Annotated in this window: 21 protein-coding genes and 1 pseudogene; 10 read left to right on the top strand and 12 right to left on the bottom strand. The window is 46.5% G+C overall.

Annotated elements, in window-relative coordinates; translation table 11 throughout:
* The first annotated feature begins 75 nt into the window (after positions 1 to 75).
* The 3 genes from queA (at position 76) to queG (ending at position 3,507) form a co-directional block, all read left to right on the top strand.
* The gene (gene queA / locus ACN0QW_RS15560) at positions 76 to 1,128 is read left to right on the top strand and encodes a tRNA preQ1(34) S-adenosylmethionine ribosyltransferase-isomerase QueA (RefSeq protein ID WP_417432604.1); all 1,053 of its coding nucleotides are present in this window, start codon (positions 76 to 78) and stop codon (positions 1,126 to 1,128) included.
* The gene (gene tgt, locus ACN0QW_RS15555) at positions 1,125 to 2,276 is read left to right on the top strand and encodes a tRNA guanosine(34) transglycosylase Tgt (RefSeq protein WP_417432602.1); all 1,152 of its coding nucleotides are present in this window, start codon (positions 1,125 to 1,127) and stop codon (positions 2,274 to 2,276) included. Before queA ends, tgt begins: the two co-directional genes overlap by 4 nt.
* Before the next feature lie 91 nt (positions 2,277 to 2,367).
* Positions 2,368 to 3,507, top strand: a complete 1,140-nt coding sequence (queG, locus tag ACN0QW_RS15550) for a tRNA epoxyqueuosine(34) reductase QueG (protein ID WP_417432601.1) — start codon at positions 2,368 to 2,370, stop codon at positions 3,505 to 3,507.
* Positions 3,508 to 3,534: 27 nt separating this feature from the next.
* Here the strand turns inward: queG and ACN0QW_RS15545 are convergent, their stop codons facing one another.
* From ACN0QW_RS15545 to ACN0QW_RS15535, 3 genes and pseudogenes are all read right to left on the bottom strand, one after another.
* Positions 3,535 to 3,792 (bottom strand): hypothetical protein, encoded by a 258-nt coding sequence (locus ACN0QW_RS15545; protein ID WP_417432599.1) that lies wholly within the window; start codon positions 3,790 to 3,792, stop codon positions 3,535 to 3,537.
* 101 nt (positions 3,793 to 3,893) lie between these two features.
* Positions 3,894 to 4,841: a DMT family transporter gene (locus ACN0QW_RS15540; RefSeq protein ID WP_417432597.1), complete on the bottom strand. Its 948-nt coding sequence runs from the start codon at positions 4,839 to 4,841 to the stop codon at positions 3,894 to 3,896.
* A gap of 218 nt (positions 4,842 to 5,059) precedes the next feature.
* Positions 5,060 to 5,281, bottom strand: a pseudogene (locus ACN0QW_RS15535) (methyl-accepting chemotaxis protein); the annotation flags it as partial.
* A 477-nt stretch (positions 5,282 to 5,758) separates the two neighbouring features.
* On the opposite strand from ACN0QW_RS15535, the gene ACN0QW_RS15530 reads away from it, so the two are divergent.
* On the top strand, positions 5,759 to 7,624 hold the full coding sequence (locus ACN0QW_RS15530) for an ATP-binding protein (protein ID WP_417432595.1): 1,866 nt from the start codon (positions 5,759 to 5,761) through the stop codon (positions 7,622 to 7,624).
* A 161-nt stretch (positions 7,625 to 7,785) separates the two neighbouring features.
* Here the strand turns inward: ACN0QW_RS15530 and ACN0QW_RS15525 are convergent, their stop codons facing one another.
* Genes ACN0QW_RS15525 through ACN0QW_RS15510 form a run of 4 tightly spaced genes read right to left on the bottom strand, consistent with a single transcriptional unit; the run spans position 7,786 to position 13,041 of the window.
* On the bottom strand, positions 7,786 to 8,382 hold the full coding sequence (locus ACN0QW_RS15525; protein ID WP_299380886.1) for a sarcosine oxidase subunit gamma: 597 nt from the start codon (positions 8,380 to 8,382) through the stop codon (positions 7,786 to 7,788).
* Entirely contained in the window at positions 8,375 to 11,395 is a 3,021-nt protein-coding gene (locus ACN0QW_RS15520; RefSeq protein WP_417432593.1) for a sarcosine oxidase subunit alpha, read from the bottom strand. The genes ACN0QW_RS15525 and ACN0QW_RS15520 overlap by 8 nt, the downstream gene beginning before the upstream one ends.
* The gene (locus ACN0QW_RS15515) at positions 11,395 to 11,778 is read right to left on the bottom strand and encodes a sarcosine oxidase subunit delta (protein WP_417432591.1); all 384 of its coding nucleotides are present in this window, start codon (positions 11,776 to 11,778) and stop codon (positions 11,395 to 11,397) included. Before ACN0QW_RS15515 ends, ACN0QW_RS15520 begins: the two co-directional genes overlap by 1 nt.
* A 12-nt stretch (positions 11,779 to 11,790) precedes the next feature.
* Complete coding sequence (locus ACN0QW_RS15510; protein WP_417432589.1) at positions 11,791 to 13,041, bottom strand: sarcosine oxidase subunit beta family protein; 1,251 nt, start codon at positions 13,039 to 13,041, stop codon at positions 11,791 to 11,793.
* Positions 13,042 to 13,231: 190 nt separating this feature from the next.
* On the opposite strand from ACN0QW_RS15510, the gene ACN0QW_RS15505 reads away from it, so the two are divergent.
* Complete coding sequence (locus ACN0QW_RS15505) at positions 13,232 to 14,278, top strand: GlxA family transcriptional regulator (RefSeq protein ID WP_417432587.1); 1,047 nt, start codon at positions 13,232 to 13,234, stop codon at positions 14,276 to 14,278.
* A gap of 92 nt (positions 14,279 to 14,370) precedes the next feature.
* Here ACN0QW_RS15505 and ACN0QW_RS15500 read toward each other — a convergent pair whose 3' ends face one another.
* The 5 genes from ACN0QW_RS15500 to ACN0QW_RS15480 all read right to left on the bottom strand — a co-directional run bounded on the left by ACN0QW_RS15500 (position 14,371) and on the right by ACN0QW_RS15480 (position 20,829).
* Positions 14,371 to 15,216: an ABC transporter permease gene (locus ACN0QW_RS15500; protein ID WP_417432585.1), complete on the bottom strand. Its 846-nt coding sequence runs from the start codon at positions 15,214 to 15,216 to the stop codon at positions 14,371 to 14,373.
* Positions 15,217 to 15,221: 5 nt separating this feature from the next.
* Complete coding sequence (locus ACN0QW_RS15495) at positions 15,222 to 16,481, bottom strand: ABC transporter permease (RefSeq protein ID WP_417432583.1); 1,260 nt, start codon at positions 16,479 to 16,481, stop codon at positions 15,222 to 15,224.
* Positions 16,482 to 16,627: 146 nt separating this feature from the next.
* Entirely contained in the window at positions 16,628 to 17,722 is a 1,095-nt protein-coding gene (locus tag ACN0QW_RS15490; RefSeq protein WP_417432579.1) for an ABC transporter substrate-binding protein, read from the bottom strand.
* Between the two features lie 91 nt (positions 17,723 to 17,813).
* The gene (locus tag ACN0QW_RS15485) at positions 17,814 to 18,911 is read right to left on the bottom strand and encodes an ABC transporter ATP-binding protein (RefSeq protein WP_417432577.1); all 1,098 of its coding nucleotides are present in this window, start codon (positions 18,909 to 18,911) and stop codon (positions 17,814 to 17,816) included.
* 526 nt (positions 18,912 to 19,437) lie between these two features.
* Entirely contained in the window at positions 19,438 to 20,829 is a 1,392-nt protein-coding gene (locus tag ACN0QW_RS15480; protein WP_417432575.1) for an FAD-binding oxidoreductase, read from the bottom strand.
* Positions 20,830 to 20,958: 129 nt separating this feature from the next.
* On the opposite strand from ACN0QW_RS15480, the gene ACN0QW_RS15475 reads away from it, so the two are divergent.
* The 5 genes from ACN0QW_RS15475 to ACN0QW_RS15455 all read left to right on the top strand — a co-directional run bounded on the left by ACN0QW_RS15475 (position 20,959) and on the right by ACN0QW_RS15455 (position 26,581).
* The gene (locus ACN0QW_RS15475; protein ID WP_417432573.1) at positions 20,959 to 21,687 is read left to right on the top strand and encodes a DUF2161 domain-containing phosphodiesterase; all 729 of its coding nucleotides are present in this window, start codon (positions 20,959 to 20,961) and stop codon (positions 21,685 to 21,687) included.
* Between the two features lie 151 nt (positions 21,688 to 21,838).
* The gene (locus tag ACN0QW_RS15470; RefSeq protein WP_417432571.1) at positions 21,839 to 22,627 is read left to right on the top strand and encodes a DUF3750 domain-containing protein; all 789 of its coding nucleotides are present in this window, start codon (positions 21,839 to 21,841) and stop codon (positions 22,625 to 22,627) included.
* Between the two features lie 208 nt (positions 22,628 to 22,835).
* Positions 22,836 to 23,561 carry a TerB family tellurite resistance protein gene (locus tag ACN0QW_RS15465; RefSeq protein ID WP_417432569.1) on the top strand — a complete coding sequence of 242 codons (726 nt, stop codon included), beginning with the start codon at positions 22,836 to 22,838 and terminating at the stop codon, positions 23,559 to 23,561.
* Positions 23,562 to 23,574: 13 nt separating this feature from the next.
* Positions 23,575 to 25,422 carry an ATP-binding cassette domain-containing protein gene (locus tag ACN0QW_RS15460; protein ID WP_417432567.1) on the top strand — a complete coding sequence of 616 codons (1,848 nt, stop codon included), beginning with the start codon at positions 23,575 to 23,577 and terminating at the stop codon, positions 25,420 to 25,422.
* A gap of 58 nt (positions 25,423 to 25,480) precedes the next feature.
* Positions 25,481 to 26,581: an NAD(P)/FAD-dependent oxidoreductase gene (locus ACN0QW_RS15455; protein ID WP_417432566.1), complete on the top strand. Its 1,101-nt coding sequence runs from the start codon at positions 25,481 to 25,483 to the stop codon at positions 26,579 to 26,581.
* The last annotated feature ends 2 nt before the right edge of the window (positions 26,582 to 26,583 follow it).

Here is a 26,583-nt window from a genome sequence, read left to right as displayed (position 1 = left end):
CTTTCTTCTGCTACCTATCGGCTCGATTTGCTCTGGTATTATTAAAAATACTCAAAGAGCCACAGGAATAGATGAATGAAAACCGATCTCTTTGACTTTGAACTGCCTCGTGACGTCATTGCTCAGCGCCCAGAAAACCCGCGCGACATGGCGAAACTTCTCTCTGTTGGAAATAATCTGACTGATCACAGAATGATTGATCTTCCGGATTTAATTCACCCCGGAGATTTACTGGTTTTTAATGACACCAAAGTGATCCCGGCCCGCCTGAAAGGCAAACGGGGTGAAGCAAGCGTTGAGGTCACACTTCATAAACAAGAGCCCGCTTCAAAAGATGGCTGTGCTCGGTGGTGGACATTTGCCAAGCCTGCAAAAAAGCTGAAGCCGGAAGATATCGTCCACTTTGCTGATGGCTTTAGCGCAAGGGTAGAAAACAAACTGGATGGCGGTGAAGTTCTCCTGAACTTTGATCTTACCCCCGAAGAGCTTTACCCCCACCTGGAAGAGTATGGCAAAATGCCTCTGCCTCCCTATATCCAACGAGAAACAGGGTCAGACAAGCAGGATGCAGAAGATTATCAAACCCGTTTTGCCAAACATCGTGGTGCTGTGGCTGCACCAACAGCCAGTTTGCACTACACTGATCGTTTGATGTCCGCTTTGGATGCCAAAGGCATTGAACATATCACCCTTACTCTACACGTCGGTGCTGGTACCTTTCTGCCTGTCAAAGTTGACGATCTTCGTGAGCACAAGATGCACAGTGAAATTGGATATCTAGATAAGGAAACTGCAGACCGCATCAACCAGACACGGGAAAAAGGCGGACGTATCATCGCGGTCGGCACAACAGCCCTAAGGTTGCTGGAAAGTGCCGCAGATCAAAATGGGATACTCCACCCGTTTGATGGTGAAACCGATATTTTCATTACCCCCGGCTATAAGTTTAAAATTGTTGATCTTTTGCTCACCAACTTCCATCTACCAAGATCAACACTTTTTATGCTGGTTTCAGCCTTTGCAGGTCTTGATCGGATGCGCAATGCTTACCAACACGCCATAAATAATGGCTATCGTTTTTATTCCTACGGAGACTGTAGTCTGTTACAGCGTAAGGACCAACTATGAGTAATACCCCAAAATCCGGCACCAAATTTGGATACGAACTGCAAGCAAAAGACGGGCTCGCCCGCCGCGGCGAAGTTACAACCGCTCATGGCACATTCCAGACCCCTGCATTTATGACTGTTGGAACTGCTGGAACCGTCAAGGGACTAACCCCGGATCAGTTGAGAACAACAGGTGCAGAAGTTGTATTGGGCAACACCTATCACCTAATGCTGCGCCCAACAGCAGAGCTGGTTGATCGCCATGGCGGACTGCACAAATTCATGAACTGGCCACACCCGATCCTTACAGATTCAGGTGGTTATCAGGTTATGTCTCTTTCTGGCCTGCGGAAAATCACGGAAGAAGGCGTTAAATTTCAATCCCATATCGACGGCAGCAAACACAATCTGACACCAGAACGGTCCATGGAAATTCAACATCTGTTAGATTCCAACATCACCATGGTTCTGGATGAATGTACACCATACCCTGCTACGCACGAAGAAGCCGCCCATTCCATGCGTCGTTCCATGCGCTGGGCTGAACGCTGTCGCAAAGCTTTCAAAGACAGAGATGGATACGGCCTTTTTGGTATTGTGCAAGGATCAACCTATGAAGGCTTGCGCAAGGAATCAGCCGAATCCCTCATCGATATCGGGTTCGAAGGCTATGCTGTCGGCGGTCTTGCTGTCGGTGAAGGCCAGAAAATTATGTTCGAAGTTCTTGATCATACCATGCCTCATCTGCCAGAGGACAAACCCCGATATTTAATGGGGGTTGGAAAGCCATCAGATCTGGTTGGTGCCGTTGCACGCGGTATTGATATGTTTGATTGTGTCCTGCCGACCCGATCAGGTCGTAATGCACAGGCGTTTACCCGCCGTGGTGCCTTGAATATGCGAAATAAGAGACACCAAGATGATCATCGCCCGGTTGATGATCAGTGTAAATGTATGTGCTGTACGCAATTCAGCCGTGCCTATCTCCGTCATCTCTTCGTCGCAAAAGAAATGCTTGGCCCAATTTTACTGACGATCCATAACCTTGCCTACTACCAAGAACTTATGGCTGACATGCGAGACGCCATTGCCGCTGGTACATTTGAAGCTTTCCAAGAGGAATTCCACAGATTGCAAGATGGGGGCGACATCCCTGCCCTAGATTAAAATAGCAACAGACATATGCTATACATATTCAAATCGTCATCTTTATAGAGACATATAAACGGTAAATAGATAAAGAAAGGGAAGGAAGGCCATGAGCAAAAAGTCCTCGAAAATTGCCTCTTCCCGGCTCGAGCCTGCGGCAGCTATTCGTCAAAAGGCCCTTGAACTCAAATTTGATACTGTTGGGTTTTCGCCAGCTAAAATTAACGAGAAAAACCAGCAAAATCTTCGTACTTTTCTCGATCTTGGGTATCACGGCAATATGGCTTGGATGGAAAACCGGATAGAGTGGCGCGAAGACCCCACAGCAATGTGGGAAGATGCAAAAAGCATTATTGTTCTGGGCGTCAATTATGGTCCAGCAGAACCCGCCCTTGCCAATCTGGATTTCGATGATCGAGGCAATATTTCTGTCTATGCCAGAAACAAAGATTATCACGACTTTATCAAAAAGCGTTTAAAAGCTCTTGCCCGCTGGATGGTCGAAAACCTAGATTGTCAGGTCAAAGTTTTTGTCGATACAGCCCCCGTTCTTGAAAAAGTTGCTGCGGCGCAGTCTGGTATCGGTTGGCAGGGTAAAAATACCCATCTAGTTTCCAGAGAATATGGGTCCTGGCTTTTCCTTGGGGAAATTTACACCGATCTGGACCTTAAAACGGATCGACAAGAAGAAGATCACTGTGGCAGCTGCAACAAATGCCTATCCATCTGCCCCACGGATGCCTTTCCCTCCCCCTATGTTCTGGATGCAAAACGCTGTATCTCGTACTTAACAATTGAATACCACGGCCATATCGCAGAAGAATTTCGCGCCCCCATGGGCAACCGTATTTATGGCTGTGATGACTGTATCGCTATTTGCCCCTGGAACAAGTTTGCAGAAGCCACCAGTGAAGAAAACGTATTTCCAAGGATCGAGCTAACTGCACCAAGACTTGCCGATCTTGCTGAACTTGATGATACAACATTCCGACAGGTTTTCTCTGGCTCTCCCGTAAAGCGTATCGGGCGGGACCGTTTCATAAGAAATGTCCTTATCGGCATAGGAAACTGTGGCGACAAAACAATAGCAGAGCGTATCAGACCTCTTTTGAAAGACACTTCGCCCTATGTAAGGGCAATGGCAGTTTGGGCAATGAAACGATTACTAGACAGGCAAGAATTCGAAGCTTTACGGCTTGAATATAAAGGCGACGAACCTGACGCCAATGTTTTAGACGAATGGCAATAAGATTGCAGCGTCACCCTTTATGAAAGACTATCCACCAACAGGACTAGGCTTTGGACCTCGAGGATAACAGACAAACGAAGCCCGTGCCCCTTGAAACATCGGGCAATCATTCCAAAGAAGATCTTCACCTCTAAGCTCTATACGACCATCGCCGCATGCCTCTTGAGCAAAAGCAAGAACTTGTGCCGGATCGTTAAGGCTTTTGGCATAACAGAGACCAAATCCCCAAGGTGTGTACTTGTTTTTTCCGTATATCTGCGCACCCTTCGCCACTGCGTTAATCACTGACCGAGAAGCCTCTACTTGGACAGGCTCGTTCGCACATCCGGTAAGTACACTATAAGCAAGTATTACCGATAACCAACGCCATCTTTGGCATATATCCCTCAAGCTTCTTCTCCCCCCTTCGCATTCATAACAAACTTGTCCCCCAATCGTCGGAATACTTTTCCCTTTATCTGCGTAATAATAATTCCCAGTAGTATCACAGCCAAAGCAATAAACGCCTCTAGCTCATAGCTTTCGGATAGAAACAAAAATCCCCAAATCATGCCAAAAACGGGTACCAGATAGTTATTCAAAGCAGTAAACGTCGCCCCAACTGCACCCAAAAGGTAATAGAGAATAATATAGGCAATTGCGGTTGATACAATTGAAAGTATCAAAAGAGATCCTATACTCAAAAAACTTGGCTCTAGTGACATTGGGTCTTCAACGATAAATGCCATTGGTAATGCCATCAAAGATGCGCAAAGCAATATCCCAGATCCATTCACAATAGGATCTTGCTTAACCAATCCCACTTTACGGGCGTAAACAGAACTTGCACCATAACAAAAGCTGGCAAACGCAACAGCAAGCTGACCTAGAACGGAATCTCCCAAACCATTTAACGCTTCTGGGCCAACAAGAAGAATAACACCGCCGAACCCAATAACCGTCCCAATAAATTTTGGTAATGACATTCTTTCATCTTCGGTCCAAAGATGAGCAATCAATAAAGCAGTCAAAGGAATAATGGCCATCAAAATAGCGGCAAGGCCGGAATCTATATGAAGTTCTCCCCAAGAAATCAGGACGAATGGTAAAATATTTCCTGTAATGCCAATCAGCGCATAATAACCCCAAGTCTGAAGATCTCGTGGGAAACGCTTTCCCAAAATCAACACCAAACCACTAAGAACTATTGAAGCAAAAAACAGACGAAAAGCTGTAAGCGTTACAGGAGTAATACTTTCCAAAGTAATTTTAATAAGGAAAAAAGAGCTTCCCCAGATTGCCCCTAACAATACGAGGAGTATGTATTGATGGGCCTGTGGCTTATCTGACAGCATACAAAGGATTCCATTGGGAGTTTTAAATTCACCCCCAATGTTTCAAGAAACCAGAGCAAAGGCAATCTCATTCTGCGAGATGATCACTCTGTCCCACAATACCCAAAAATCGAATACGGCTTCTAGGCCTCAACCGCCATATCAGAAGGCGCTTCACTCGTCGGTAAACCATCCTTGGCTTTAGCGCTAATATTCTTTAGCTGCTCGACATGAGACGACAATGACTGAACAATTCCACCAATTTCAGTTGTGGCCTGGCTTGTCTGACCTGCCAGCTGTTTCACTTCACCGGCAACAACAGCAAAACCCTTACCTGCATCTCCTGCACGTGCCGCTTCAATTGTTGCATTCAAAGCCAAAAGATTCGTCTGACGGGCGATTGCATCAATTTGCTGTGCAACCTGTCCTACGTTTTCAATTTCGATACTTAGTTGAGCAATTTCATCGAAAATTTTATCAATGCTTTGCTCAATAACACCCTGATTTGGATTCATTTACTTCATGCTCCCGTTAGACCTAGATAACACTGATAACAACTTGCCATTAACGTGAGATTAACCAAAAAGCAAAAACATGTATTTTTGCACGAAATTTTCACGATAACATCATCAGAGGCTATGATATAAGTGCCCCCTAATCATTAATAACAATAAGCAAGGAGCTATCAAGATAGACAGAGTTCAACGTGGAATACGGGATAAATTACAACATTCTTTATCTATTGGTTGAAAAAACTCCCACAACAAACTTTTGTTCGGTATAAGTAATAGCAACGAAACACTATCCATTCGTTTTTTCTTAAGAAGCCATTCATTTTTGCTTAAGAGGATAGTGTTATTTTACGATAGGTCTTTGCTATATAAAGCTGGTTGGCAAAAACTATTATTGCATTGATATGTATGGGTGTGGAGCGCCGTTTGAATTTAAATATACGCAACTCCATTTGTGGGAAGCTGCTATCGATCTATATTCCACTGATCAGCATCAGCTTGCTACTTCTCTTTACCGTTCTTGAAAGCCGGAATATTCACAAGCTGAATTCCGAGCTGGGAACGCGTTTAGACAAGATGGTCGACATTCAAGGAACCGCTCTATCAACCCCAGTCTGGAATTATGATTTAGACTCAATTCAGGCCATATTATTAGCCCTGTCGAGGAACCCTGAGTTTCATTCAGCCCAAGTATATGACACAGATGGACTTATTCTCGCAGAATTAACCAGTGAAGATGCCAAATCTGTAGATGCCGCACTTTCCAGAGAAACAGAAATCAAACACAATTCCTTTGATCGTTTAGAGACGATTGGAACTGTTAGGGTTTTATTCCATGACGCATTGATTTCAGCGGAAATAAGAGAGCGTTTAATCTTTGACGGCTTGGTCATGGTCGTCACCATTCTAGTCTTGTCCGCTCTCACATTTTTGGGAGCGAATTCCTATATAGGCGTTCCCCTAAAGCTTTTATTAGAATCAATTCAATCTGAGAAGCAGCACAAAACTAGAATAGCTGTTAACTGGACATCCAATGATGAATTGGGGGCAGTTGTAACCGCCTATAACGATCTGCTTCAAAAACAATCAGCATATGAGGCTGCGGTAAAGGCGTCGGAACTTCGGGCCAAGCGCTCAGAAGCACAACTGACGCAGGCAATCGAAACAATGTCAGAGGGCTTTGCCCTCTACGACCAAGAAGATAAGTTGGTTCTTTGTAACAGCAACTATCGCAACATTTCGGCAAAACGCGCACGGATTATCACGCTGGGTTCCCGCTTTGAAGATCAGGTGCGCGAACTTGTTTATGCAGGTGACTTTGTTGGCACAGAAGGACGGGAAGAAGAGTTCATCAAAGATACCTGTGCTAGCCACGAATCTTTACAAGAACGAATGATTTTGCACCTAAGCAACGGTACTTGGCTACAATTCAACCACCGCCGTACCCCAGCAAAAGAAATCGTTGTTTTGGCAACCGATATCACGCCGTTAAAGAATCAAGAGCGGGAAATCAGACGCGCCAAAGAAATTGCAGATCAGGCCAATACAGCGAAGTCCCAGTTTCTTGCGAATATGAGCCATGAACTTAGAACACCACTCAATGCTATTCTTGGTTTCTCTGAAATCATGAAGGGCGAATTGATGGGACCGCTTGGATCAACTCACTATAAATCCTATTGTCAGGATATCCACTCATCAGGCACCCACCTTCTTGATTTAATCAACGACATTCTGGATCTGTCCAAAATCGAAGCAGGCGCTTTTGAACTTCAGGACGAAACTGTTGATATTACACAGACAGCCCGTGCAGCTCATAAACTGGTTGTTGGACAAAGCTCTTCTGAATTCGTACCGGTCACACTGGATATCCCAGATAACTTACCCTTTGTTCGTGCGGACCTTAGAGCTATCAAACAAATTCTTCTCAACCTCCTGTCAAATGCAGTTAAGTTCACTCCGCAAGGTGGAGAAGTTATTCTCGTCGCCAACGAAAACGAAGATAACAGCCTTAGTATAAAGATTAGGGACACCGGAATTGGTATTCCCAAACACGAGCTTCAACGCATTCTAGAACCTTTTATTCGCGCAGATACCCCTATGACCCGCGCTTTTGAAGGCACTGGCCTTGGCTTACCACTTGTAAAATCCCTGATGGAACAGCACGACGGTCAGCTTGGTTTAGAAAGCGAAATAAACAAAGGAACTATTGCGACTATTACTTTCCCTGCCTCTAGGGTAATTCCACGTCGTGAAGGCGATACCCTTTTAAACCAGACCGTAAATAGTGCCTAAAAAACACCTAAACATGTGACTTGACCAAGTACAATACACTTAGAACAATATGTTTCCTTACTCACGCAAAAAGCCCGCAGTTAATCTGCGGGCTTTTTGTTTATCCTTTTGTCCCGAGATTAGACTAGCCGCCAAATTCGGTACACATCAGGAGTCTTTGCTCAAAGATGGTGATACTCACCCATTGCATCCAAAAGCCAATCAACCAAGTATTCGGCAAAGGATGGACGAACAAACATGCGATAGGTCGGCGTATCATCCAACATTTGTAAAAGTACAGGTGCTTTCCCGACACGAGTTTGAACGGCCTGTCCCGGAGCAAAAGATTGCGCATCCATATCCAGGCGACAGCTTTTCTTCATCACGTTACGTGCTTGAGCACCTGTCAGATCGAGTGCTGTGCGGTTACCTGAAACATCAATAACGGCAACATGCTGCCCATCCAACGCATCACGTAATTTTTGCACAAGGTCATCTTGCGCATCAACTGGACCAACAACCTGCCATTCATCGGGACCTAACCAAAAGATCGTAAGGTCACCCTTAACTACATAGGTGTTAGGATCTGTAGGTACAGCAACGCCAGCGATCTTTTTTACCGCAGAAGCAAACTTTTTATCTTCGGCATTTCCTCGGATATTCACTTGCGCCAGAAAAGGGACTTCAGACAAGACAACACCCTGATCTCCGCTAACAGAACCGTTGATCATGGCCTGTTCTTTGTGCGCGATAATACTGTTACGGAATGTATCAACCATCACGACGTTCTCCTTTTGGATCATAGAAGACCGGACTGACAATTTTCACCTTTGTCACCTTGCCGCGATCATGCGCGTAAATCCACTGTCCCATACGATTATGTCCATCCTTCACCAAAGCCATCGCAATAGAATGCCCTAGGTTCGGGCTCCAGTAAGAAGATGTAACATGGCCAACCATCGGCGCTGGTGTCGGGTTCACTCGCTCATAGGTAAGCTGTGCGCCCTCCTCCAGAACTTCCTTTGGATTTTCAGTGACAAGACCAACAAGCTGCTTCCGATCTTCACGGGCAGTATCTTCACGTGCAAAGGAACGACGGCCGATAAAGTCGCCTTTCTTCTTCGCAACGATCCAATCCATACCAAGATCCTGTGGTGTTTGCGTACCATCGGTTTCCTGGCCGATAATCACAAAGCCTTTTTCCGCACGAAGAACGTGCATGGTTTCAGTACCGTACGGCGTAATGTCGTACTTTTCACCAAGCTCCATACATTTCTTCCACAGGTGAAGACCATGCCAGTTCCTGACGTTAATCTCATAAGAAAGATCACCCGTAAATGAAATCCGGAAGACACGCGCCGGAACCCCGGCAACTTCGCCTTCGCGCCAAGTCATAAACGGGAAAGCTTCGTTAGTGAAATCCATCTCAGGTGCAAGCTCTTCCAAGAGTTGACGCGCCTTTGGGCCTCCAATTGAAAGCGTCGACCATTCTTCCGTTACGGACGTACAGTAAACTTCGAGATCGGGCCATTCTGTCTGCAGATATTCTTCTAGCCAATCAAGAACACCAGCTGCACCACCTGTCGTCGTCGTCATGTGAAAATGATTTTCCCCAAGACGTGATGTCACACCATCATCAAAGACCATACCGTCTTCTTTAAGCATGAAACCATAGCGACAAGACCCTACAGGAAGCTTTAGCCAAGCATTGGTATAAACCAAGTTAAGGAACTGTGCTGCATCTTTACCCTGGATATCAATTTTACCCAGTGTGGATGCATCAAGTATCCCCACCCCATCACGAAGAGCCGCAGTTTCACGCGCAACAGCGGCATCCATATCTTCGCCAGCTTTCGGGTAATACCACGCACGCTGCCACTGACCAACGGGCTCAAAAGCAGCACCGTTTTCCAAGTGCCAGCTATACATAGACGTCCGACGAACGGGATCAGCAAGATCACCATTAATACCACGCCCGGCCAGTGCACCAAAATTAACCGGTGTGTAAGGCGGACGGAAAGTTGTTGTACCGACCTTTGGAATAGCCTTTTCCAACTGGGAAGACAGAATTGCCAAACCATTCACGTTGGAAAGCTTACCTTGATCAGTCGCCATACCAGTTGTTGTATAACGCTTCATATGTTCGACAGAGTGCATTCCTTCACGCGCTGCCAACATGATATCTGCGGCCGTAACATCGTGCTGGTAATCCACAAAGTGCTTGCGGCTTCCCTGACCAACAGGATGATCCGTTGGAACAACCCAGTAGGCTTTAATCGCTTTTTCTTCAACAACAAGTGCTTTAGGTGACGCTTTAGCTTTACCTTTGCCAAAACCTGTATCCTTGGCCGCGGCAGCCCCAGCATCAGCACCTTCGTCAAGTGCAGACTGCAGGTCAAAAGCACCTTTACAAGCACCAACTGTACGTTCGTTCTGTGAAGAAATATTCGGCACAAAACAGATTTTCTCTTCGTCATAACGGAGCTTACCGATTGATTGAGAGAAAAGATGTACTGCCGGGTTCCAGCCACCAGAAGTCAGGATCGTATCGCAATCAATTTTACGCTTGTTGCCTGTGATCTTACTACCATCTGACGACACAGTCGCAACTTCAACCCCGGTAACACGCTTGCGGCCAAGTGTGGCAACAATACCTGATCCAGTTAGAACTTCGATACCCTTTTGACGGGCTGCGTTTGGCAGATCACCGTCAACGATTTCGCGCAAGTCGATGATGGTTGGAATATCCATGCCCGCATCGACCAAATCAATCGCGACAGAATAGGCACTGTCGTTATTTGTGAAAACCACGCCACGACGGCCCGGCAATGCACCATAACGGTTAGCGTAGGTCTGACCAGCATTCGCCAACATAATGCCCGGACGATCATTATCAGCAAAAACCAACGGACGTTCGTGTGATCCTGTCGCAAGAACAACCTGTTTGGCACGGAAATGCCAGATACGGTGTTTGCTCAGCCCCGGTTTGGCACCCGGTCCAAAATGATCCGTTCTGCGTTCATGAACTGTGATATAGTTATGGTCATAATATCCGAAAGCGTTTGCACGCTTCAACAGACGGACATTGTCCATAGCTTCCAGTTCAGCAACAGCTGTATCAACCCATTCCTGAGCTGGTTTGCCATCAATGATCTGCTTTGTGTTCAACAAGGAACCACCAAATTCAGGCTGTTCATCGCAAAGCACAACGCGGGCGCCAGTACGTCCGGCTTCAAGCGCCGCACTCAAACCAGCAGGACCAGCACCAACAATCATGACTTCACAGAACTCGTTCATGTGATCATAGGTATCGGGATCTTTTTCACGCGGCAAAACACCCAGACCCGCCATGCGACGAATGATTGGTTCATACACCGTCATCCACATGGACTTGGGGTCCATAAAGGTTTTGTAATAGAAACCAGCAACAAAGATACGAGATGCAACAGAGTTAACCGCCGCAAGGTCAAAGTTTACTGACGGCCAGCAGTTTACTGACTTAGCACTAAGACCTTCGTAAAGTTCAACCTGTGTCGCACGAACGTTTGGTTCGCTGCGCGGTCCGGTTTCTAACTGGATAATTGCATTTGGCTCTTCAGAACCAGCCGTCAGAATACCACGAGGACGGTGCGTTTTAAAACTACGGCCCACCAGATGAACCCCATTGGCAACCAATGCAGATGCCAGGGTATCGCCTTTGGCACCTGTGTAACTTTTACCATTGAAGGTAAAGTTAATGACATTGGAACGGTCAACCCGTGTTCCCTGTGTCGTACGGAACTTCTCGGTCATCACGCACCCTCTTTCTTTTTAGCAGGGGCCTTTGTAGCAGCAACTTTTTTCACCGGAGCTTTCTTAGCCGGAGCTTTTTTTGCTGGAGTAGGTTTAGTCGTCGCTGCTTCGGGCAAATCCGGCTTCTCACCTGTTTTATAAACAGAGACGATTTCATTGGTTACTGTGTTACGGGCAACATTGAACCAACGACGGCATCCGTCAGAATGCACCCAACGTTCATGATGAACACCTTTGGTATTCGTCCGCATAAAAACGTATTCGGCCCATTCCGCATCCGTCAACTCATCCGGGTTTTCCGGGCGTACAATGTGTGCCTCGCCACCGTAATGATATTCTGTTTCGTCGCGCTCACCACACCAGGGACATTTAATATAAAGCATCCAATTAACTCCTTAGTGGGCCACACCGGCAGCACCGTGTTCATCCACAAGCGCACCGGTAATAAAACGATCAATAGAGAACGCCGCGTTAAGATCATGCGGTTCGTCTTTGGCGATTGTGTGGGCATAACACCACCCTGCACCTGGCGTTGCTTTGAAACCACCAGTTCCCCAGCCAGCATTGACGTAGAGGTTTTTAACAGGGGTTTTGCCAACAATTGGGGATGCATCAGGACAGGTATCAACGATACCGCCCCAAGAACGCATCATACGCGTCCGAGAGAACAGTGGGAACAACTCCATCGCTGATGCCAACTGATCTTCGATCACGTGTAGCGAACCACGTTGGCTATAACCAACATAGGCGTCAATACCCGCGCCCATAACCAATTCGCCCTTGTCAGACTGAGACACATAAACGTGCACAGCATTGGACATAACCACACAATCGATCACAGGTTTCATCGGCTCAGAAACAAGTGCCTGCAACGGATGTGATTCGATTGGCAGGCGAATACCAGCCATATCAGCCACAACAGATGTGTGCCCGGCACAGGCCATCGCAACCTTCTTGGCTTTAATATCACCAAGCGACGTGCGAACACCTTTTACTGTGCCATTATCGATCATCAGTCCTTGAACTTCACAATTCTGGATAACATCAACACCCATGTCGTCTGCTCCACGGGCATACCCCCAGGCAACGGCATCGTGACGCGCAGTACCACCACGACGCTGTAGCGTGGCGCCCATAACCGGATAACGGCTATCTTTTGAGATATTGATAATCGGACAGAATTCTTTGACCTGTTCGGCGTTGAGCCATTCAGCATCAATACCGTTCAGGTTATTCGCATTCACACGTCGAATTGATTCGCGAACATCACCGAGGTTATGCGCCAAATTCATGACACCACGCTGAGAGAACATCACGTTGTAGTTCAGCTCTTGAGAAAGATTTTCCCATAGCTTCATCGCGTTTTCATAAAACAGGCCAGACTCGTCCCACAGATAATTCGACCGAACAATCGTTGTGTTGCGCCCGGTGTTACCACCACCAAGCCAGCCTTTTTCAATAACCGCGACATTGGTAATGCCGTGTTCTTTTGCCAGATAATAGGCCGTTGCCAAACCATGACCACCAGCACCAATAATTACAACATCATATTCCGGCTTCGGATCTGGACTACGCCATTGGCGGGGCCAGTTCTGATGCCAGCTCATGGCATTTCTTGCCAAGCTGAAAATCGAAAAACGGGACATAGCCGTTCACACTCCTCTATTAGTTGTCCATATCCTACGCCTAGTTTCAAAACACTGCCATGTACGGCGAAGACAAGATCATTGTATACTTGCGACATTCTGATAATCTTCATGTTTAGAAACGACACATTTCAGTCATTATAAGTAAATCCGAGTTCCAAAGCTAAACCTGCCAAAGGTGTTGAAACACATGACTTACAGAAGTGCGCAATCAGAGGCTAATCTTCCCAAAGAAAATGCTTCATTAAGTGTCGCATTTATACTGCTACCAAATTTTACCCTTACACCTTTTTCTTCTGTAATTGATACTTTGAGACTCGCCGCAGACGACGAAGATTATAGCCGTCCCCTTAAATGCAGGTGGTCCATCATCAGCACAAAGCCCGGCAAACCTGTCAAATCAAGCTGTGGTGTTGAAATAACCCCTTCACAGGGCATAAATGACCTCTCGCAATACGACTACCTAATAGTCGTTGGTGGTTTGCTACACAAAGGCCCACAAGCAGATCAAGAAAGCATTGCCGTCCTTCAAAAAGCGGCAGTGCAAGGCGTCTCAATCATTGGGTTATGCACCGGTAGCTTTGCCATGATCAGGGCTGGGTTAATGCACGGGCGTCGATGTTGCGTCAGTTGGTATCACTATAATGATTTTCTAGAAGAATTCGCCGACGTAAAACCCGTAGCGGATCAGGTATATGTCATTGATGGCAAACGTATTACCTGTGCAGGTGGCGCAGGGGCACTTGATCTTGCAGCCTGGCTTGTCGAAAAACATCTGGGAAAGGCTGTCGCACAAAAAAGTCTGCGAATTCTACAGGTTGACAAAGTTCGCACAGCATCAGCCCCGCAACCGCAACCACCAACGATACAGCTTTCTCACAACGGGCGTGTAAGAAAAGCGGTTTTAACCATGGAACAGAATATGTCCGTGCCGCTATCCATAGAGGAACTATCCAACCGCGTTAATATTTCGAAGCGCCAACTGGAACGGACCTTTAGTGAACAGCTCGGTATCTCACCACAGGCCTGTTATCGTGACCTCAGGCTTCGCCATGGGTTATGGCAATTGCTCAATACTGACAAAGCAATTAGTGACATAGCCGCTGATTGTGGTTTTTCCGATGCATCACATTTTTCACGGCACTTTAGTAAAACCTTTAAGCGCCCCCCTTCGACCATTCGAAGTCATCCTGAAGAAGGCAATCAGATTCTAGCAAGCCTACTACCCCAACAATAATAGAAAAGCTCTCCGTTAAGAAGCTCGCAATAGGCATAAAAAAAGGCAGATGATCTATGACCACCTGCCTTTTGTATTCTACACAGAGGAACTTAACTTATCCCTCGGATACGGTCTGAACGACGGCGCAGAATTTCAACAGTCGACAACATAATGATTGAGAAGGTAATCAATATTGTTGCCACCGCAAGAATGGTTGGACTGATCTGTTCACGAATACCAGCCCACATCTGCAACGGAATAGTTCGTTGCTCAACACCTGCGATAAAGATTGCCACGATAACCTCGTCAAAAGACGTCATCATTGCAAACAACGCACCAGAGATAATACCGGTCATGATCAACGGCATTGTCACCTTAAAGAAGGTATAAGTCGGCGTTGCCCCAAGACTTGCCCCTGCTTTGACCAGCGTATTGTCAAAATTACTGAGCGTAGCGGTCACCGTAATCACTACAAATGGCGTTCCCAAAGCCGTATGAGCCATGATAAGGCCTGCATAAGTTTGCGAGATACCAAGCTTGGAATAGAAGAAAAACATTCCCGCAGCCGCGATAATCAAAGGAACAATCATCGGGGAAATCAACAACCCCATAATCACACCTTTGAACGGAAGCTCTGAACGACTGAGCCCCAGTGCAGCAAGTGTCCCCAATACAGCAGAAAAGAACGTAGAGAAGAAAGCAACGATGATTGAATTCTGAATAGAATTCATCCAGCGATCACTCGTTAGAAACGTTTCATACCACCGAAGAGAAAAGGCGTCAGGATCCAACGTCAACATTCCCTGCGTGAAACTGAAGTATGGTTCTGCGTTAAATGAAAGCGGAACAATAATCAGGATCGGCGCAATCAGGAAGATGAAAACGGCGGCACAAATTATACGGAAAGTATAGTACCAAGTACGTTCAAGAGGACCAGCATATGAAGGTAAAGCCATAATAATTATCCCAACTTAACCGAGTTAGTACCAACGACACGATTATAGAGACCATAGATCCCCAGAACCAAGACCAACAACATGACACCAAGAGCGGCTGCAAGCCCCCAGTTCAAGGATTGCTGCATGTGCCCTGCAATCGCATTACCGATAAATGCCCCGGACTGCCCACCAACAAGCGCTGGCGTAATGTAGTAACCGATGGAGAGAATAAAGACGAGTATTGCACCAGCAGATATCCCCGGAACAGTCTGCGGCAAATACACCTGCCAAAAAGCCGTCCAAGGCGTTGCCCCGAGAGAACGGGCAGCACGTAGATAACTTGGCGGCACTGTTTTCATCACAGAATAAAGCGGCAAGATCATAAACGGCAGAAGGATATGCGTCATAGCCACCACGGTACCAATTGCATTGTAAATCAACTGCACGCGGTCTTCATCACCGATAACCCCCATCCAGACCATAAGGTCGTTCAGCACACCTTGACTTTGCAACATCGCAATCCAGGACGTTGTTCTCACCAACAAGGAAGTCCAGAAAGGTAACAAGACTAGAATCATCAAAACATTTGCGTGCTTGAGGGGTAATGAGGCCAAGAAGTAAGAAACAGGATATCCCAACAGAACAGTCATTGCTGTAATCAGAACTGACATCCAAATCGTACGCCAGAACAGCTTCAGGTATATCTGTTCATCGGGTGGAACAAAAGAAACATCCCCATCACTGTTTGTTTCCATATCGAACGCATTAATATAATAAGACGCGGTTACGGGTGAACCAAGACGCTGGATAACTTTCCAATTATCGATGTCGCCCCAACCCTTTTTAATATCAATTAAGCTATCTTTGTATGGCGGTTGAATTTTTTTATGCTTACGCGACGTTGACATTAAAAGGCTGCGCATACCGCCTTTTTCATAATTAAGACGTTTCGCAGCCTTACCGATTGTTTTTTCTTTTCGCCCTTCAATAATGTCCTGAGCAAGCGCGGCATATATAGCCTCATCAGGCAAAGCCTGACCATCCCAATCATCAAGTGCTTCTGTTGTCCGCGGCATATATTCATTGACGACAGTGTCATCCACACTACGGATAAGCATGTCACCAATCGGCGCGACAAACGTGATAAGAATAAAGATAATAAGGGGCGCCACTAGCATCAGGGCCTTCATCTTGTTCCGGCGCAGTGAACGGTGCAAATCGGCTTTTAGCCTTTTTTGCTCTTCGGGGGAGAGATCACCCGTTGCCTCGACTGATATTGACATCAAACTTTCCCTGATGTTCCCTGTTTATTTCGACTAGATAATAAGCCGATTACACAAAGTTGTTTTCTACGGCTTAGACACCGCTTTTAGGTTCTATTATGTGCGTACGAATGAGGGAGCCGAAGCTCCCTCTCGTATAAATCGGCTTATTGAGCCAACCAAGCGTCAAAACGCTCTTTCAGATCATCGCCATTATCAGCCCAAAAACCAGCATCCTTTTTGATAGGAGTTTTGAAGTTTTCAGGGTTTGTAGGCATATGTGGGTTCATATCCACACCAGTTTCGATATGCTTCGAAACCAACGGAGCAGATGACTTACGTGCAGGACCATAAGAGATATATTTGGCCTGATCAGCAAGTGCCTGTGTCGTTGTTGAGAAACGCAGATAATCCATGGCAGCTTTTTTGTTCGGTGCATTCGCAGGAATCACCCAACCATCAAGCTCAAACATCTGACCGTCCCAGATAATTGTGAAAGGCTGATTTTCAACAACCTGCGCATTGAAGATACGACCGTTATACGCAGAAGCGATTGATACTTCCCCATCAGCAAGAAGCTGTGGAGGTTGAGCACCAGCGTCCCACCAAACAACAGAATCTTTGATTGTGTCCAGCTTGGCAAATGCACGATCAACACCCTCTGGTGTATCCAATACATCATAGACTTCGTTGTAAGGAACGCCATCAGCGACAAGAGCCCATTCCAAGTTAGCTGCTGGAATTTTTTGTAGACCACGTTTTCCTGGGAACTTCTCTAGGTCAAAAACATCAGAAATTGTTTTTGGCGCGTCGCCAGAAAAAGCGTCATTGTTGTATGCAAACATTGTTGCGTAAACAATCGTTGGCACGAAGCAACCGCTCAAAGCCCCTTCAACAAAGTCATCTAGCGGCATTGAGCCGTCAGCACCTTTGTCGAGATCCTTGTTGTAATCGATCTCGTCAACCAGACCTTCGTCACACGCTGTCAGCGCATCACCTTCGAGAATGTCAACAACATCCCAAACGCCATTACCAGCTTCGGCCTGTGCACGCATACCGGCAAGAGCGTTACCGGATTTGTCTTCGTCGAGAATAGTAATACCTGTTTTTGCAGTGAAAGGATCACTGTAAGCACCACGTTGGCTGGCAGTATAAGCACCACCCCAAGATACGACAGTTAGTGTATCCGCGGCTTGTACAGCTGTTGCAGCTGCAAGAGAACCCAGCACGAGAGCTGTGGAGAGTTTCAAAGTTTTCTTCATTCTTAATATGCCTCCCTAAGGCTTTGTGACCTTGTGTCAGAAAAACACTACATAATTTTCTGCTTGGACAAGCAGAAAATGGTCTGAAAAATCAGGCGTCCAGCGCCCGACAGTCGTCAATGCTCCATCCCACAGGAATGGTATCTCCTTGAACGAGACCTTTCTTGTCAGATGCATTTGGAACTTTGACGATAAAATCATCATGACCACAAACATTCATGCGAACGCGAATGTGGTCACCAAGGTAAATAACTTCTTCGGCTTTGCCCGAGAACATGTTCTGACACTGCCCTTCGACAGGGTTTAAGAAAACCCGCTCAGGTCGCAGAGACAATGTCGTGCCTTTTCCAGCACCATCGGTATTAATATCTAGGGCTTTCACACGGTCCCCATTATCAAGAACAACCTCACAGATACCATCAGCAAGTGCATCAACCCGGCCTGTCAGCTTGTTATTCTCACCGATAAACTGGGCAACAAACGCGTTTTCAGGCTTCTCATAAAGCTCTGTCGGCGGTGCCAGTTGCTGGATACGACCATCTTCGAACACAGCGATCCGGTTTGACATTGTCAGCGCTTCAGACTGATCGTGCGTTACATAAACAACTGTAACACCTAAGCGTTCGTGAATGTGCTTGATTTCATACTGCATCTGTTCACGCAGGTTTTTATCAAGCGCACCAAGAGGCTCATCCATCAAGACAAGATCAGGTTCAAAAACCAATGCACGGGCCACAGCAACACGCTGTTGCTGACCACCGGATAGTTGCGCAGGACGTCGATTACCGAATTCCCCCAGCTCAACCATATCCAATGCACGTTGAACTTTTTCTTCGACGTCGGCCTTACTCATTTTCCGCACTTGTAGTGGAAAAGCCAAGTTTTCAGCAACGGTCATATGCGGGAACAATGCATAGTTCTGGAAAACCATGCCGATCCCACGCTTATGCGGCGCAACATTATTAATAGAACGTCCGTTCAGATAAATATCACCATGAGTTGCTGTTTCAAACCCAGCAAGCATCATTAGAGAAGTTGTTTTACCGGACCCGGAAGGGCCCAACATTGTTAGAAATTCGCCCCTTGGTATGTCGACGTTGAGGTCTTTAACAACCAAATTTACGCCGTCATAACTCTTTTGGACCCCATCAAAGCGTACATACGCCTCACTAGATGCGGGATTCGCCATAGCGCCTATTGCCTCGCTACCTGTTTATTTTTTTACGCCGTATGCGCATTTTTTATACGCACACATTAGAGACATTAATTTCAAATGAATCAAGCACTCACAGAAAAAAGTTGTGCCTGTTCAAAGAAATAAACATCACTTTGATTAATTATTATGGTTGGATTTCTTTATCGACTTGCGGACCAAGTCATGCCTCCCATCTTCAGCACGAATAAACATCATGCCTTTATTTATTATACTGAACGGCTCTGAAAAATTGTATTTCAGCGCTACATCCTTCTTGAAGAGGATTATTAACAATTCAGCTTATGCCCTTACCTCAATTACGATGACCCACAAACAGATCACTGTCATGAATAGATGTGACATTAACATGAACGATTGAGACATAATGACTTATTTTTTACCTAAATGCGACATTATCATCTTTAAAATCGCCAATTTTCAAAATTTAATTTATTGCATACCCGTCTATACAAGCAAGGAAAATCAAAGCAGATACCTCTATGTAATTACTGCGAACACGTCAAACATCAGGGATAACTTTACCAGGGTTCATCAGTCCCTTGGGATCTAAAGCCTGTTTAATTTTACGCATCACCGCAACGGCGTTATCACCATGTTCTTTTACCAGATACTTCTTTTTCCCCAGACCAACACCGTGCTCTCCGGTACAGGTTCCACCAAAGGAAATAGCCATATCAACCATGACCTGATTAACGCGACTAGCTTTTTCCATCTCGTCTGCGCTTGCCGGATCAACAATAAACAGCACGTGAAAATTACCATCCCCCACATGCCCAATAATCGGAGCGATAAGTTCTGCATCATCAATCAGTTTGCGCGTTCTTAGTATACATTCAGATAGTTTGGAAACAGGCACACAGACGTCTGTTGGCCACCCTTCACAATCAGGCCGCAGATTAATGCCCGCATAATAAGCATCATGCCGCGCTTGCCATAACTTGTTGCGATCTTCCTGCTTGGATGCCCATTGAAAATCACCGCCACCATATTCTTTGACAATTTCCCCAACCAACTCGGCCTGCTCTACAACCCCTTTTTCAGTTCCGTGAAATTCAAAAAAGAGCGTCGGCACCACAGGATAGGATAATTTGGAATATTTATTAACGGCATCCATCTGCACATCGTCTAATAGCTCTATTCGGGCCACAGGAATTCCCGTTTGAACGATCAGCATAACGGCGTCTACAGCCGCTTCAAGATTTGGGAAAGAGCAAACAGCCGATGAAATTGCTTCCGGTATACCATACAACCTTAATTGCAATTCTGTGATAATCCCTAATGTTCCCTCGGACCCAACCATAAGCCGCGTCAAATCATACCCGGCAGAAGACTTCCTTGCCCGCCCACCTGTGCGCATGATCTCCCCATCCGGCAAAACAACCGTTAACCCAAGAACATTGTCTCGCATTGTACCGTACCGCACAGCATTCGTACCCGACGCGCGCGTTGCGGCCATTCCGCCCAAGGACGCATCAGCACCAGGATCAATTGGGAAAAACAGCCCCATATCCCGTAAATGATGATTAATTTTCTTGCGGGTTACGCCAGCTTGAACACGGCAATCCAAGTCTTCGTTACTGACATCGATAATACTGGCCATTTCGGAAAGATCGATACAAACGCCACCTGCCACAGCAGCAACATGTCCTTCCAAAGACGTCCCCGCGCCAAAAGGCACCACAGGACATTCGTGCTCATAGCAGAGTTTCATAACGGCTGAGACTTCTTCTGTGGACCGAACGAAGGCAACTGCCTCTGGTGGCATTGCAGGATGGTGAGATTCACCTTTTCCATGCCTTTCACAAATAGCAGTTGAAAGATTTAGTCGATCGCCTAATATTTCAACTAAAGAAGCTCTCAAACCGTCGTTGAGACGTACTGTATTCCTCATCCAAACACCTGCGACATCATGAAAATTAAGTTTTTGGGTACCAGCATAAAAATAAACACGCTGGACTAACACTATGGGATAGCTACCCTATCATGGATGAAAATAACCAGCCAGCCGTCAATAATATTTATGCGTAGTTCAGAAAGATTAAGAGCCCCCTTGCGAGAAACCGAGCTTTACCCACCGATAAAGTCATACCTTGAAAATCAGGGATATGAAGTAAAATCTGAAATTAAGGGATGCGATGTCATCGCCGTTCGCGGCACTGAGGCACCTGTAATTGTAGAGCTGAAAACAAGCTTTAATATGACACTTCTTTTCCAGGGCATTGCTCGACAAGCTTTGAGTGAAGACGTCTATATGGCCTTTGCCATTCCCCACAAGCTAAAGAGAACCAATCCATGGTTCCGTCAGCAAAAAGATATCATCAAATTATGTCGCCGCTTAGGGTTGGGACTTATCACAGTACGCATGGGCGAAAATCAACCAACTGACATTCAGGTTCACGTTGATCCCGGCCCCTATCAACCACGTAAAAACAAACGAAGACAGGGATTACTTCTTCAAGAATTCGAACGCAGAGTTGGCGACCCTAACGAAGGCGGAACAAACAAACGCCCTATCATTACAGCCTATCGTCAAGATGCCCTTCGCTGCGCGAGTTATCTGAATCAACAGCAAAAAGCAAAGGTCGCAGACATCAAAAAAAATACGCTCGTCGAAAAAACAGCTGCAATACTACAACGTGATGTGTATGGCTGGTTCATGCGAGTTGAAAGAGGGATATACCAGCTTTCCCCCAAAGGCCATGAAGCCATTACAGAATATGATGATATTATAAAAAGTCTCAAAAAATAATCATACCCCCTTACTTTCTTCTATGAAGCCCCCTCTTATCACCAAGTCTTGTTTACCAATGCTTCGCGGGTACATGACATAATTTCACAGATAAGTTATCAGAAGGATGACTTGCCACACGAATGCCCTATTATCCCTATAGGAATGGGGCATGAAGTATTTTTTAAGATCATTACGACGCCTTACAGCCATCGTATTGCTGTTACTTATTGGCCCCGGACTTGTTATTCTTACAGGTGAGGTGGACCTTGACACACCCTGGAGCAAAGCAAATCGCGATAGAGCGGGCATAGCACCCCACCCCAACTCCACCTCGGAAGCTATCGTGCAAGTCTATGGCGCACGCACCTATAACTGGCGTGGTGCATTTGCCGTCCACACATGGCTTGCGTTTAAAGAGGAAAATGCCCGTGAGTACACCCGCCTGGAAGTGATCGGCTGGCGTCATTACAGGGGAATGCCTGTTACTTCTGTATCAACAGGTTGGCCAGATAGAAATTGGTTCGGGTCCAAGCCAGAAATTTATTATGACCTTCGCGGCAAACAGGCCGCTGAAATTATCCCCGAAATTAAAAAAGCCGCCAAGACATACCGTTTCCCCGATAGGTACGAAGCTTGGCCCGGGCCAAATTCCAATACCTTTACCGCCCATGTTATCAGACAAATTCCAGCTTTGAATGTCGATCTGCCACCAACCGCAATCGGCAAGGATTATCTTGATGAAGATGATAACTTCTACGCTGCAGCACCAAGCAATACAGGACTACAGCTTTCCCTTTACGGAATGGCCGGCATCACACTCGCCAAAGCGGAAGGTCTAGAAATCAACATATTGGGATTAAACTTTGGCATAGACCCTGATAATATCGCCCTGCGCTTGCCCGGGATCGGTAAAGTCGGCTTTATAGAAAGCTCCTCTGCTGCGTCATCGCAAAAATGATAAAAAGTCCTGTTACAAATACCTGACCAAGAAATAGACGCTATCACTTCGCACTAGCTTGCCACTGCTTTAGTCTCCTTTCCTAGGGTCGGGGATTGACTCTCAAGTACTGGCAAGCTAGTGCAAAAGAGATATATTATAGTAAGTTTCCGATATCCTTCGCGTAAGGATAAGCCGTTTCTAAACACAAAGGCAAAATAAGCATACAATGAGTATTTGGGGAAAGATTGTTGGTGGAGCAGCTGGCTTCCTAGTTGGTGGACCTATCGGTGCATTTCTGGGTGCCATGGCTGGGCACGCGGTTGACCGCATGCGGTCGGAAACTGACGAAGACGGCACAAACAGCACAAAACAAATCACCTTTACAATCGGTGTGATTGTACTCGGCGCTAAAATGGCCAAAGCCGACGGGGTTGTCACCAAAGACGAGGTTGCCGCCTTTAAACAGGTATTTCGTATTCCCCCGGAAGAAATGAAAAATGTTGGCCGCCTTTTTGACCGTGCCAGACAAGATTCGGAAGGTTTTGAACCTTACGCAAATCAGATTGGGCGGACCTTCAAAGATAATCCGGCGGTTTTGGAAGAGCTTTTGAACGGACTGTTCCACATTGCAAAAGCTGATGGCAATGTTTCCCCCGAAGAAATCACCTATCTTCAACGTGTCGCGGAGATTTTTGGCTTTAGCGAGGCCCAATGGGATCGCTTGCACGCCTCAAACGTTGGCGCGGACAAATCAGATCCCTATAAAATTTTGGGCGTTACCCGCGAAAGCAGTGACCAAGATATAAAATCGGCACACCGCAAACTTGTTATCGAAAACCATCCTGACAAGCTTGTTGCTCAGGGTATGCCACAGGAATTCGTTGATCTCGCAAATGAAAAACTTGCCGCGATCAATGCCGCTTACGATCAAATCAAACAACTCAGAAACTAAGAATTAAAACAAAATGGCGCCTCCTTCTCATCTTGTCGCTCTCAATAGCGCCGGATTGCGTTTTGGTACAAAAACGCTCTTTCAAGACCTTACCTTTGGCTTAGCCCGTGGTGAAAAAGCCTGTTTGGTTGGTAGAAACGGAACAGGTAAATCCACACTACTGAAAATCATGTCCGGCCAGCAAGAACTCGACGAAGGCCAACGTTTTATTCAGCCGGGCGTAACCGTCGCTTATCTGCCACAAGATCCGGTTTTCAATCAGGACGAAACCGTCTTTGAACATGTAAAAGCTGGCTTGCGCCCTGATGTAGGGGAAGCAGACTATCTTGTCGATGCTATGCTTGATCACGTCAAACTTCCCGGTGACAGAAAATTAACAGGGTTATCCGGTGGTGAAGGACGTCGCGCAGCACTGGCGCGAGCCCTTATAAGCGATCCAGAAGTCCTCTTGATGGATGAGCCAACCAACCACCTCGACCTCCCCACGATACAGTGGCTGGAAGAAGAGCTTAAAAACTTCCGCGGCGCCCTGATGGTTATCAGCCATGACAGGGCTTTCCTTAACCATCTCACCCGACAAACATTTTGGTTGGACCGTGGCACCATTCACCGTCTTGGCAAAGGCTTCGAACATTACGAAGCTTGGGCTGAAGAAATGCGCGAAAACGAGGAACAGGAATTCCACCGCCTTAAACGTAAAATTGTTCGTGAAGAACATTGGCTCCAGCGCGGCGTGACCGGACGACGCAAACGCAACATGGGTCGCCTACGGAATTTACAGGATCTCCGCCAAAAACGCGCAGAGTGGATGAAAGGTCCGGGCACAGCCAAGCTTCAAGTTGAAACACTTGATACTGGCGGCGACAAAGTCATCACCGCTGAAAACATCAGTAAATCCTATCCGCTAGCGGGTGGCGGCACCCGCGAAATTATCAAAGATTTTAGTACTAAAGTTAAACGCGGCGATCGGATCGGCATTGTTGGCCCCAATGGTGCCGGAAAATCCACTCTCGTCAAAATGCTGGTTGAAAAGATAGAACCAGATACGGGCAAGGTCGATCTGGGCACAAACCTGACCATGCTCTATTTTGATCAAAAGCGTGAAGATCTTGATCCGAACAGCACCCTTTGGGAAACTATGTCCCCCGGGGGAGGCGATTCCATCATGGTACGCGGGCAACAAAAGCATGTTGTCAGCTACCTGAAAGACTTCCTGTTTGATGACGGCCAGGTTCGCCAACCAGTTTACACACTTTCGGGTGGTGAAAAGAACCGCCTGTTACTTGCCCGTATGTTTGCCCAGGCAAGTAACTTACTAATCCTTGATGAGCCAACCAACGATCTGGATATGGATACTCTTGATCTATTGGTTGAGGTACTTGATGAATACGATGGCACGCTTTTACTTGTAAGCCATGATCGTGATTTTCTCGACCGATTGGCCACCGCCATTTATGCGGTTGAAGGCGATGGTACCGTTATCGAATATGCCGGGGGCTATAGTGACTATCGTGCACAAAAAGCATTGAGTAATAGCGGGACAGGCGCACCAGAATCAGCACCCGCAAAATCCAAAGCCTCCAAAAAAGAAGCCCCCTCACGGGCAAAGTCTTCAGCAAAGCTCGGATACAAAGAGCAACGCGAATTGGACTCTCTGCCCAGCTTGATCGAAAAGTTAACTGAACAATCCGAGAAGCTACAAGCGGAAATGGCTGACCCTGAACTCTACAGCAAAAAGCCCGAGCGTTTTCAAGAAGCTAGTAAGCTTCTGGAAAAAACACAAAACGATCTGGAAGCATCCGAAGAACGCTGGTTAGAGCTGGAAGAAAAGCAAGAAAACCTCAAGGCCGGAAACCTTTAGAATTATTAGGGTCCCCCAGCCATATAGGAGGATCATCATCAAGGATAAAAAAGCTGTCATGGAACAGGTTGATTGTGTAGTTATTGGCGCTGGTGTTGTCGGCATGGCCTGTGCACGTGCGTTGGCACTATCCGGACGCGAAGTTATCGTCATCGAAAAAGAGTCCATGCCCGGGTCCGAGATTTCAGCCCGAAACAGCGGTGTCATTCATGCTGGTATTTACTACCCCCATAACAGCTTAAAAGCTGAACTCTGTGTCAAAGGCAAAGAACTTCTCTATCAATATTGTCAAGGCCACGCCGTACCGTACAACAACTGTGGCAAACTGATTGTTGCGACGACAGCTGCTGAAGAAAAAACACTGGAAGACATCAAACAACGGGCGATCAGAAACGGGGTTGATGATTTATGCTATCTATCAGCTTCAGAAATAAAAGATCGAGAGCCCGAGCTTCATGCGACCAAAGCTCTCTATTCCCCCTCGACAGGTATTATTGACGTTCATAACCTTATTCTGGCTTTTCAAGGCGATCTGGAAAATCACGGGGGCATGATTGCTTTTAACACACCTGTAACTGGTGGCGAGGTCAATGATCAGGGGATTATCCTCCATACAGGCGGCGAAAGCCCTATGACGCTTCAGGCAAAAACAGTTATAAATGCTGCGGGGCTTCATGCCCCGGCACTGGCTGGAAGCCTTACCCATTTTCCAAAAGACTGTGTTCCCGCTCTTTTTTATGCAAAAGGCAACTACTTCAGCCTTAGCGGCAAAGCACCCTTTTCAAATCTGATATATCCTGTTCCCGAAGCTGCTGGTTTGGGCGTTCACGTCACCCTGGACATGGAGGGTCAAATCAGATTTGGCCCTGATGTAGAATGGGTTGAAACCCTTGACTACGAAGTATCACCCGACAGGTCCAAACCCTTTTACGAGGCAATCCGGCGGTACTGGCCTGACCTAAAAGACGGAACCTTAACACCAGACTATTCTGGCATCCGGCCCAAGCTTCAGGCACCGGGTGATCCTGCCGTTGACTTTGTCATTCAGGATAAAAAAACGCATGGTATTCTCGGCCTAACAAACCTTTTTGGAATTGAATCTCCGGGATTGACCGCCTCTATGGCGATCGCCGAGAAGGTTTTGACACTGAACACCTAAGA

Origin of the sequence: Kiloniella sp. (assembly GCF_048259265.1) — a bacterium.
Lineage (GTDB): Bacteria > Pseudomonadota > Alphaproteobacteria > Kiloniellales > Kiloniellaceae > Kiloniella.
This window is presented reverse-complemented; position numbering and strand designations above follow the sequence as displayed.